The sequence below is a fragment of the Streptomyces sp. NPDC088733 genome (assembly GCF_044751185.1).
GTDB lineage: Bacteria > Actinomycetota > Actinomycetes > Streptomycetales > Streptomycetaceae > Actinacidiphila.
In genome coordinates this window covers 250,101-259,537 of record NZ_JBIVLH010000012.1, presented here as the reverse complement: position 1 = coordinate 259,537, position 9,437 = coordinate 250,101, and the positions used below count along the sequence as shown (strand labels likewise).

The 9,437-nt window shown below is 73.8% G+C and carries 7 protein-coding genes, 1 pseudogene and 1 riboswitch; of the genes and pseudogenes, 4 read left to right on the top strand and 4 right to left on the bottom strand.

Annotated elements, in window-relative coordinates; genetic code table 11:
• A pseudogene (locus ACIP64_RS23755) lies at positions 1-644 on the top strand (phosphoketolase); the annotation flags it as partial.
• A gap of 447 nt (positions 645-1,091) precedes the next feature.
• Here ACIP64_RS23755 and ACIP64_RS23750 read toward each other — a convergent pair.
• The 3 genes from ACIP64_RS23750 to ACIP64_RS23740 all read right to left on the bottom strand — a co-directional run bounded on the left by ACIP64_RS23750 (position 1,092) and on the right by ACIP64_RS23740 (position 3,653).
• Positions 1,092-1,943 (bottom strand): DMT family transporter, encoded by an 852-nt coding sequence (locus ACIP64_RS23750; RefSeq protein ID WP_401590135.1) that lies wholly within the window; start codon positions 1,941-1,943, stop codon positions 1,092-1,094.
• Between the two features lie 234 nt (positions 1,944-2,177).
• The gene (locus ACIP64_RS23745) at positions 2,178-2,543 is read right to left on the bottom strand and encodes a hypothetical protein (protein WP_401590132.1); all 366 of its coding nucleotides are present in this window, start codon (positions 2,541-2,543) and stop codon (positions 2,178-2,180) included.
• Positions 2,544-2,666: 123 nt separating this feature from the next.
• Entirely contained in the window at positions 2,667-3,653 is a 987-nt protein-coding gene (locus tag ACIP64_RS23740; RefSeq protein ID WP_401590129.1) for a hypothetical protein, read from the bottom strand.
• Between the two features lie 461 nt (positions 3,654-4,114).
• Here ACIP64_RS23740 and ACIP64_RS23735 point away from each other — a divergent pair, with 461 nt between their 5' ends.
• Both ACIP64_RS23735 and ACIP64_RS23730 read left to right on the top strand, forming a co-directional pair.
• Positions 4,115-5,467 carry a 6-phospho-beta-glucosidase gene (locus tag ACIP64_RS23735; protein WP_401590126.1) on the top strand — a complete coding sequence of 451 codons (1,353 nt, stop codon included), beginning with the start codon at positions 4,115-4,117 and terminating at the stop codon, positions 5,465-5,467.
• A 153-nt stretch (positions 5,468-5,620) separates the two neighbouring features.
• Positions 5,621-6,922, top strand: a complete 1,302-nt coding sequence (locus ACIP64_RS23730) for a glycoside hydrolase family 18 protein (RefSeq protein WP_401590123.1) — start codon at positions 5,621-5,623, stop codon at positions 6,920-6,922.
• A 74-nt stretch (positions 6,923-6,996) separates the two neighbouring features.
• On the opposite strand, the gene ACIP64_RS23725 is transcribed toward ACIP64_RS23730, so the two are convergent.
• Positions 6,997-7,656, bottom strand: coding sequence for a CAP domain-containing protein (locus ACIP64_RS23725; RefSeq protein WP_401590120.1), 660 nt, complete (start codon positions 7,654-7,656; stop codon positions 6,997-6,999).
• 448 nt (positions 7,657-8,104) lie between these two features.
• Between ACIP64_RS23725 and cobF the strand changes: the two genes are divergently transcribed.
• Positions 8,105-8,860, top strand: a complete 756-nt coding sequence (gene cobF / locus ACIP64_RS23720) for a precorrin-6A synthase (deacetylating) (protein ID WP_401590117.1) — start codon at positions 8,105-8,107, stop codon at positions 8,858-8,860.
• A gap of 435 nt (positions 8,861-9,295) precedes the next feature.
• Positions 9,296-9,381: riboswitch (cobalamin riboswitch) on the top strand.
• The last annotated feature ends 56 nt before the right edge of the window (positions 9,382-9,437 follow it).

The window sequence follows — 9,437 nt, the reverse complement described above, 5'->3', positions numbered from 1 at the left end:
ACGTCAACGTGGTGGTCGCCGGGAAGCAGCCCTGCTTCGACTGGCTGGACCTGGAGGCCGCCCGCGCCCACACCGCGCGCGGCGCGGGCGTGTGGACGTGGGCCGGCACCGAGGACGGCACCCGCGAACCGGACGTCGTCCTGGCCTGCGCCGGCGACGTCCCCACCCTGGAGGTGATGGCCGCCGCCTCGCTGCTCCGCAGGCACCTGCCCGAACTCGCCGTGCGCGTCGTCAACATCGTCGACCTGGCCCGGCTGCTGCCCAACGACGAGCACCCGCACGGCATGACCGACCCGGAGTACGACGCCCTCTTCACCCGCGACAAGCCGGTCATCCTCGCCTACCACGGCTACCCCTGGCTCATCCACCGCCTGGCATACCGCCGCACCGGCCACGACAACCTGCACGTGCGCGGCTACAAGGAGATCGGCACCACCACGACCCCCTTCGACATGGTGGTCCGCAACGACCTCGACCGCTACCGCCTCGTCATGGACGTCATCGACCGCGTCCCCGGCCTCGCGGTGCGCGCCGCCGCCGTACGGCAGCAGATGGAGGACGTACGGCTGCGGCACCACGCGTGGATCCGGGAGCACGGCGTCGACCTCCCGGAGGTCACGGACTGGACATGGCCGGGCCACTGACCGTGCCGGGGCGCGGGGTCAGGGAGGCGGGGCGGTCGCGTTCCGCTTCCCTGAATCGGGCCCCGGGCTGGGGCATTTGCCGTGTCGAGCGCGGCACCGGCCTGCGGTGCTGCCGCGGGCGTGCTGGGCGCGGCGTGGATCTGGCCGGGTCCTGACCGTCCCGGGGCCGGGCTCGGGGAAGCGGGGCGGTCGCGTTCCGCTTCCCTGAATCGGGCCCCGGGCCGGGGCGTTTGCCGTGTCGAGCGCGACACCGGCCTGCGGGGGCTGCCGCGGGCGTGCTGGGCGCGGCGTCGATCCGGCCGGGTTCTGATCCCGTCCCCGGGGCGGGTTCAGGCAGGCGGGGCGGTCGCGTTCCGCCTGCCCGAAATGGGCCTGGGCTGGGGCGTTCGCGGGTCGACGCGCGTGTGCGGGCCCCGGTCCCGCCGTCCTGGCCGCGTCACCGGCCTTTCAGGGAGGCGGGGCGGTCTGCTCCGCCTCTCCGAAGCGGGTGAGGGCCAGGGCGCCCGCGATGGACAGGGCGAAGCCCAGGACCGCCAGCGGTGCGCGGTCGTGGCGGGTGGTGTCGCCCAGCCAGACGACGCCGAAGACCGCAGGCCACAGCGACTCGGTGATCACCATGGCCGCGGTGGCGGCGGTCACCGAACCCGACTGGAGGGCGTCGACCAGGAAGACGAAGCCGGTGACGCCGGCCACGGCCACCGCGTACGCGGCCGGGTCGGTGAGGAGTTCCCGCGGCGTGAAGCCCACGAGCATCCGCACGGCCACCGCCACCACGCCGAAGCTGAGCCCGGCGACCGCGCCGAGGACGGCCGCGCGGTTGCGGGGCGCGGCGCGCTCGGTGACCCGGCCGGCGACGGCCAGCGCCAGGGCCGCCACGAGGACCGCGAGCCGCAGCCGTTCGGTGCCCTCGCCGTGGCCGTCGCGTCCCGCGGAGACCGCCAGGACGACCAGGCCCAGGCACACGGCCGCGACCGCGGCCCACTCCTGGCGCCGCAACCGCACGCCCAGCAGGAGGGCCGCGGCGACCGCCGTCACGGCCAGGGAGGACGAGAGCGCCGCCTCCACCACGAACAGCGGCACCGACCGCAGCGCCACCAACTCCGCGGCGAAGCCCGCCATGTCGAGTGCTACACCGGCCACGAACGGCCATCGCCGCAGGGCCGCCACGAGCGTGCGGGCGCCCGATCCCGCGGCGCCGGGCGTCGCGGCCACGGCCCGCCGCGCGCCCATGGCCTGCAGGACCGTCGCCGTTCCCATGAACAGTGCTGCGCACAGCGCGAAGACGATTCCCGGTCCCATGCCCGGACCGTAGCCGCCCGGGGTGCCCGTGCCCGGGCACCGCCACGCGCCATCCGGCGCCGGACTGCGCGCCCGCCCCGTCCGACCGCACCGCCGGTCAGGTCCTGCCGGCCGGGCCGTTCCCCGCAGCGCCCGCGCGCCGCCCACGCGGGCGCTGCCACCCGTTCGCCGCACGGGCTGGCTCGCGCCTACCCGGCCCGGGCCCGGTGATGCCTGCACGTGCGCGCGGGGGCGTCAGGTGTCGAGGTAGCGGTGGTCGGGGCGGCCCGGCCGGATGTGCACCTCGCCGCCGCGGACCTGCCACTCGTCCATGCCGTCGACCTCATGGCTCACCAGGAACAGCCCGGTGACGTGGCACGCGTCCGTGTCGGGCGGGATTCGCGCGACGACGCGCATCATGTCCAGGACGTCGCCGAGGGCGCTCTCGCGGACGCCGGCACCGTAGAAGGCGTAGGACGTCCAGTTGTGGTGGACGGCGGGGAACCCCCAGCCGCCGACATAGGTGCGGACCACCTCGGGTGACGCGATGATCCGCTTCAGCTCGGCGAGTTGTCCGGTGTCGCACTCGACGAATCCCCGCACGCCCACGTACACGCCCACGACGGCCCCTCCCCTTGACGGCCTGTCACGCTGCGCGGCGCGATGCCGCACCGCTTCTGCGTTTCGCGGGCCGCCCCCGGGGCCCGTGTGCGAGCCGTCGTGGCCCGGGGAGATGCCGGGTGACTAACGGGTAGCGCCACGTCCCTGAGAACGGCCCTTGGCCGCACGCTGGGCGGCGCCGCCCCGGGCGACGGTGTACAGGTCGGTGGGGACCGGCCAGCCCTTCTGGCCGACGTGCTCGCCGTTGAGGGTGCGGGCCCACTTGCTGTAGTCGGTCTCCAGGCCGTTCCCGGTGATGCGGATACCGGGCGGCACCATCCGCGAGGCACCCGACGCCGGTTCGGCCACGGTGTGCCGCAGCGTGACGAATAGCGCCTGGTTCGCGGGGTGGTCGGGACCGGCGTCCAAGTGCTGGGCGATGACCTGCCGGCGTACCGGCAGCCACAGGCGGAGCGCGGACCGCGCGGAGCGGGGGAGCACGAACTCCTCCTGCACCGCGGTCGTGCGGCCGGGCAGGTTCACCGTCAGCCGGATGCGGGACTCCTCGTCGACCAGGTCCGTTGTATCGGCGCCGACCAGGCCCTCGCGGGGGACACCGGTGGCCCACAGGACCTCGAGCGCCGCGAGCATCCGCAGCCGGTACGGCTCGCGCCGGGCGGTCACCGGGGTGCTGAGGGCCCGGCGCAGCACGATGTGGCCGGTGACGTCCAGGGGCTCCTTGGTGTGCTTGGACCACGGGCGCATGCCGCGGGCCTCCCACCAGAACGGGGGCCGCCGGGCGGCGCGGTTGAGGTCCGCGATGCCGTCCATGATGTCGCGCCGGCTGGCAGCCGTGAGTTCCTTGCCGACGTCGGCGCCCCGGGTGCGGTAGAGGCCGGCCGCGATCCGGCCGAGGACGGTGTCAGGTCGCTCGGGATGGCCGAGGACGTCGTCGGCGAACAGGGTGTCCAGGCTGCGGAGCGACTCCCGGGGGACGTCGGCGGCCGCGCGTTCCAGCACGTTGGTGGCCTTCCGCAGCCGCTCCGCCCGGGACCGGGACGTGGCGATGCCCGGGTCCCCGAGGGCACGGTCCCGGGCGGAGCGGAGCTGTCGGATGGCGGGCTCGTCCATGGGAGCAGGGTAGGGGCGGGTCTGCCGGGCGTCCGGACCGGATGCCGAGCGCTTCTCGGGAGGTCGAGATCCGCGGGGCCGTTCCTGAGGGGCGCGACTGGCACGCAAGGTCGTCAGTCCGCGCCACGAGCGGTCCCGGCTGGTGCGCCTGGTCTTGGCGACCGCGCAGGTCCGGGGGCAGGGCGGGGAGCCTCCTGAGCTGGGTTTTCCGATCCGCTGGAAAAGTAATGCGAGGGTCGAGAACGACGGGGCCGGCTCCGCCTCGCGCGCGGCGCCCCGTGTCGTCACACCTTGCGCGCGCGCAAAAGCAGCCGGCTGCCCGGCCCGGGTCCCGGGATCTTGCCAACCCGTCACCCTCCGCGGCGCGACGCGTTCCGCGGGCCGTCCCCCGGTAGTGTCGGGCCGGTCGACGCGAGGACCCGGACCTCGTCCGAGGGGGCGGGGGTGGAGGATGCCGAGGTATGAAGCTCACGATTCTCGGCGGCGGCGGGTTCCGCGTTCCGCTGGTGCACCGGGCCCTGCTGCGGGACCGCGCCGAGGGCCGGGTCACGCACGTCACGCTGCACGACCTCGACGCGGAGCGCCTTGACGCCGTTGTGCGGGTGCTGCGCGAGATGTCCGAGGCCGAGGCCCCCGGAGGCGGCGGGCCCGCCCTGACCGTCACCACCGACTTGGACGAGGCCCTCACCGGGGCCGATTTCGTCTTCTCCGCGATCCGTGTCGGGGGACTGGCCGGCCGTGTCGTGGACGAGCGCGTCGCGCTGGACGAGGGGGTGCTCGGGCAGGAGACGGTGGGCGCCGGCGGCATCGCGTACGGGCTGCGCACGATCCCCGTCGCGGTCGACATCGCCCGCCGCGTCGCGCGGCTCGCGCCCGACGCCTGGGTCATCAACTTCACCAATCCCGCGGGCATGGTCACCGAGGCCATGGCGCAGCACCTGGGTGATCGTGTCATCGGTATCTGCGACTCCCCGGTGGGCCTCGGCCGGCGCGTCATCCATGCGCTCGGTGTCGATCCGGCGCGGGCCCGGCTGGAGTACGCGGGGCTGAACCACCTGGGGTGGCTGAGCGCCGTCCGGGTCGACGGTGTCGACGTGCTGCCGCGCCTGCTCGCCGACGACGCGGCGGTCGCGTCCTTCGAGGAGGGGCGGCTTTTCGGGGCGGACTGGCTGCGCGCGCTCGGCGCGGTCCCCAACGAGTACCTGCACTACTACTACTTCGAGCGGGAGGCCGTCACCGCGGCCCGCGCCGCGGAGCTGACCCGCGGTGCCTTCCTCCTGGACCAGCAGCGGAGCTTCTACGACCGTGTACGGGAGCCCGGCACGCCGCCGTTCGCGACCTGGGACGCGACCCGTCTGGAGCGCGAGGTCACCTACGGGGCGGATGTCCGTGAGGCGGCGGGCGCGGGCGAACGGGACGCCGCCGACCTGGAGTCGGGCGGGTACGAGCACGTGGCGCTCGCCCTGATGCGGGCCATCGCGCGGGACGAGCGTACGACGCTGATCCTGAACGTCCGCAATCGCGGCGTCCTGGAGTCGTTGGACGCCGACGCGGTCGTCGAGGTGCCGTGCTTCGTGGATGCCAATGGTGCCCGGCCGATCGCGGGCGACCCGCTGCCCGGTCACGCGGTGGGCCTGGTGACCGCCGTCAAGTCCGTGGAACGGGATGTGATCCTGGCCGCGGCCACCGGCGACCGCGCCGCCGCGCTGCGGGCCTTCGCCCTGCACCCGCTCGTCGATTCCGTCGCTGTCGCGGGGCGTCTGCTGCGGGGCTACCTGGACCGGGCGCCGGGGCTGGACCATCTGCGGGGCTGACGGCCCGTCGGGCGGCGACGGGCGCGGCTGACGCCCGGTCGCGGAGGGCTGGATTCCGTAATGGTGCAGACCATTGACCCCATTGGTCTAGTCCTCCTAGGGTGGCCCCGCACTCCCGCGCGTCTCCACCCGTCTCCGACCCGAGGTAACCGCATGCCCAGACAGCAGGGATCACGCGTCCGCAGAACCCTCGTCGGCCTCGTCGCCGCAGGCACCGCGCTGCTCACGGCGGGCCTGGTCACCGGCCCCGCCGCGGCCCAGCCCGCGACCGCCGCCGTGGCCTCCCACGGATCCTCACACGCACAGGGCCAGGGGCACGGCCACCACGACAGCCACAGCCGGTCCAAAGTCGTCGGGTACTTCATCGACTGGGGCGTCTACGCCCGCAATTACCACGTCAAGGACATCGCGACCTCCGGCTCCGCGGCTCAACTGACCCACATCAACTACGCCTTCGGCAATGTGACGGACGGCAAGTGCGCCGTCGGCGACTCCTGGGCCGACTACGAGCAGCCGTACGACGCGGCGGGCAGTGTCGACGGCGTCGCCGACAGCACTGCCGAGGGCGCGCTGCACGGCAACTTCGGCCAGCTGCGGAAGCTGAAGAAGCAGTACCCGGACCTCAAGATCCTCTGGTCCTTCGGCGGGTTCAGCTGGTCCGGCGGATTCGGCCAGGCCGCGGCCGACCCCAAGGCCTTCGCCGACTCCTGCTACCGGCTCGTCGAGGACCCGCGCTGGGCCGATGTCTTCGACGGCATCGACATCGACTGGGAGTACCCGGGCGCCTGCGGCATGACCTGCGACACCAGCGCCCGTTCCGCGTATCCGCGTCTGATGCGCGCGCTCCGCGAGCGCTTCGGCCACAAGGACCTGCTGACGGCCGCCGTCACCGCGGACGCCTCACCAGGCGGCAAGCTGGAGGCGGCCGACTACGGGGGCGCGGCGAAGTACGTCGACTGGTACAACCCGATGACGTACGACTACTTCGGCACCTGGTCGGCCACCGGTCCCACCGCCCCGCACTCGCCGCTGACCGCCTACCGCGGCATCCCGGAGCGGACCTTCAACGCCGTGGCGACCGTCGAGAAGCTCCGCCGGCTGGGCGTCCCGGCCCGCAAGTTGCTCCTCGGTGTCGGCTTCTACGGCCGCGGCTGGACCGGGGTGACGCAGTCGGCGCCCGGCGGCAGCGCCACCGGCCCGGCGCCGGGCCTGTGGGAGGACGGCAGCGAGGACTACAAGGTGCTCAAGACGCGCTGCCCTGCCACCGGTACGGTCGCGGGCACGGCGTACGCCCGGTGCGGGGACGAGTGGTGGAGCTACGACACGCCGCGCACCCTGCGCGGCAAGGCCGCCTGGGCCAAGGACCAGGGGCTCGGCGGTGCCTTCTTCTGGGAGCTGAGCGGGGACACCCCCGACGGTGAGCTGATCACGGCTCTGGGGCGCGGGCTGCGCTGACCGGCGCCGCAGTACCCCGGTGCACAAGCCGAGGGGCCCGGCCGCGATCGCGGCCGGGCCCCTCGGGCGTCGTCTCAGCGGGAGGCGCCGAAGTCCTGGGTCCAGTAGCTGCCCGGCTGCGCCAGGCCGACTCCTATTTCCTTGAAGGAGCAGTCCAGTATGTTCCGCTTGTGGCCGGGGCTGTTCATCCAGCCCTTCATCACGGCGGAGGGGGAGGAGTAGCCGTACGCCACGTTCTCGCCGTAGGACCGCCAGTTGTAGCCGGCGGCGCTGATCCGGTCCGAGGGGGTGGAGCCGTCCGAGCCGGTGTGCGACATGGTGCCGGTGTCGGCCATGTCGGCGCTGTGCTCCTGGGCGGCGTCGGTCAGCTTGGCGTTGACCGTCAGCGCGGAGCATCCGGCCTTGGCGCGCTCCTGGTTGACGAGCTTGACCAGTGAGGTGAGGTTGCCGTTCAGGGTGCCGGACGGCGCGGAGCCGGGTGCCTGGGAGGGGGCGGAGGCCGGGGGTGCGGGTGCCTGGGGGGCGGAGGAGGGGGAGCCGGCCCAGTTGCCGTGCGACCACTGGCCGGCCCAGTGCCCGTTCTGCCAGTGCCCGCGGGACCAGGCGCCGTGGCGGACGTCGTGCCGGGGGCTGTCGATGGATGCCATGGCGACCGAGGGCACTCCCACGGCGGCGACGGCGAGGGCGGCGACGATGATCTTGCGATGGCGCGTCGTCCGGCGGTGGTTCGTCATTGCGTGACCTCACTCGGTGGTTCGGCGTCCGTGTTCACATCCCGCCTGAGCTGCTGTGACGCCGTGCGGGCTCGGCCATTGTGCGGACCGTCCCGAGAGCGGGGCAATGGAAGATCGTTACTACGCCGACTCGTAGCGAAGTCGATCCTTGCGCCGCAGAGCAGGGCATGCGTGTGCCCGTTCGGCGCCTTGTTGTGAAAATCTGACGTTCCTTCAGGATGCCGCCCGTGTCGGGCGGAGAGCGGGAAGCGACACGCGGATCGCGCGCAGTCCGTCCCCCTGTGCGCCAAATGTCCGATGCGGCAGAGATCGCGGGTAAATGCCGTTCGGGGTCCGTCTACTATGCGGTGCCGTAAGCGCTCGTCGCCGGGTGACGGAGTTCACAGGAGGTGCGGGAACAGGCCGGGCGGGGCGACGTCCCAGCGTCAACAGGCGGCACAATCACCCCATGCGACACATACACGTGATCGGCATCGGCGCCGGCGACCCCGACCACCTCACCCTCCAGGCGGTCAAGGCCATCGCCGGGACCGACGTCTTCCTCGTCCTGGGCAAGACCGGCGAACGCCAGGAACTGGTGCGGCTGCGCCACGGCATGCTGGAGGAGCACGCCCGCCCGGGCCACCGTGTCGTCGAGGTCCCCGACGCCGAACGCGACCGCACCGCCCCCGGCTACCCGGCCGCCGTCGAGGACTGGCGCCGCCGCCGGGCCGACGTGGTGGAACGCCTCGTCGCCGAGCAGGTCGGCCCGGAGGAGACCGCGGCCTTCCTCGTGTGGGGCGACCCGAGTCTGTACGACAGCGTCATCGCCGTCCTCGACGACGTCCGCGCCCGCCCGGACGCCACCCCCTTCACCTACGCGGTGATCCCCGGCATCAGCAGCGTCTCCGTCCTGGCCGCCCGCCACCGCACGACGCTCACCCGCGTCGGCCGCCCCCTCCAGATCACCACCGGCCGCCGGCTCGCCGAGGGCGGCATCCCCGAGGGCGTCGACGACGTCGTCGTCATGCTCGACGGCGAAGCGGCCTTCGCCGGGATCGACCCCGAGGGCGTCGCCATCCACTACGGCGCCTACCTCGGCACCGACGACGAGATCCTCGTCTCCGGCCCGCTCGCCGAGACCGCCGAACGCATCCGCGAGCTGCGCACCGAGGCGCGGGCGCGCAAGGGCTGGATCATGGACACCTACCTGCTGCGCCGCTGACCGGTTCCCCTCGGCCGGGAACACGCGTTGTCCGGGCGGCGCGGACCGTCGGCCGCGTCGGGGGGAGTGCCCCGGGCGGGGGGTGCCCGCTGGTGCGGCTTGTGCGTTGACGGGCCCTGGCCGCGGGGCCCTGCGGGGTCCACCGCCCCGCGTGTGCCGGGCGCCGGTGACCGCCGGACATGCCGGACCGGTTCCGGGCCGTCAGGGGGGTGGGTCGGGGCGGCCGTGGAGCGCCGGCCCGCCGGGCTTGTGCCCTCCCGGCGTCCCCTGCCGGCGCCGGCCGGCAACGTGGCCGAGGGGTCAGGGAGTTCAGCCTGCGCGAGCCGCGCGGGCGGGCGTTGCCGCAGGTGACGGGCGCGTGGGCGTGGTCACACTCGCCGATGCCGCCTTGAAGCGGCGCGGCTCCGGGACGTAGCCTTCCCTGCGCCTCTGGTGGGGGAAGCCGGTCGAATTCCGGCGCTGGCCCGCAACGGTGGGCCGCGCGGCATCCGTGATGCCGTCCGCGGCGAGCCCGGTGACCCGCCGGCGGCACCGGTTCTCATCCGTCGCGGTCACGGGACGAGGCCCACGGGCACGG

What these genes read in the sequence shown, in the direction of transcription:
- ACIP64_RS23730 (WP_401590123.1), top strand. Translation starts at nt 5,621, where the DNA reads ATGCCCAGACAGCAGGGATCACGCGTCCGCAGAACCCTCGTCGGCCTC.
- ACIP64_RS23750 (WP_401590135.1), bottom strand. Translation starts at nt 1,943, where the DNA reads ATGGGACCGGGAATCGTCTTCGCGCTGTGCGCAGCACTGTTCATGGGA.
- ACIP64_RS23725 (WP_401590120.1), bottom strand. Translation starts at nt 7,656, where the DNA reads ATGACGAACCACCGCCGGACGACGCGCCATCGCAAGATCATCGTCGCC.
- cobF (WP_401590117.1), top strand. Translation starts at nt 8,105, where the DNA reads ATGCGACACATACACGTGATCGGCATCGGCGCCGGCGACCCCGACCAC.
- ACIP64_RS23740 (WP_401590129.1), bottom strand. Translation starts at nt 3,653, where the DNA reads ATGGACGAGCCCGCCATCCGACAGCTCCGCTCCGCCCGGGACCGTGCC.
- ACIP64_RS23735 (WP_401590126.1), top strand. Translation starts at nt 4,115, where the DNA reads ATGAAGCTCACGATTCTCGGCGGCGGCGGGTTCCGCGTTCCGCTGGTG.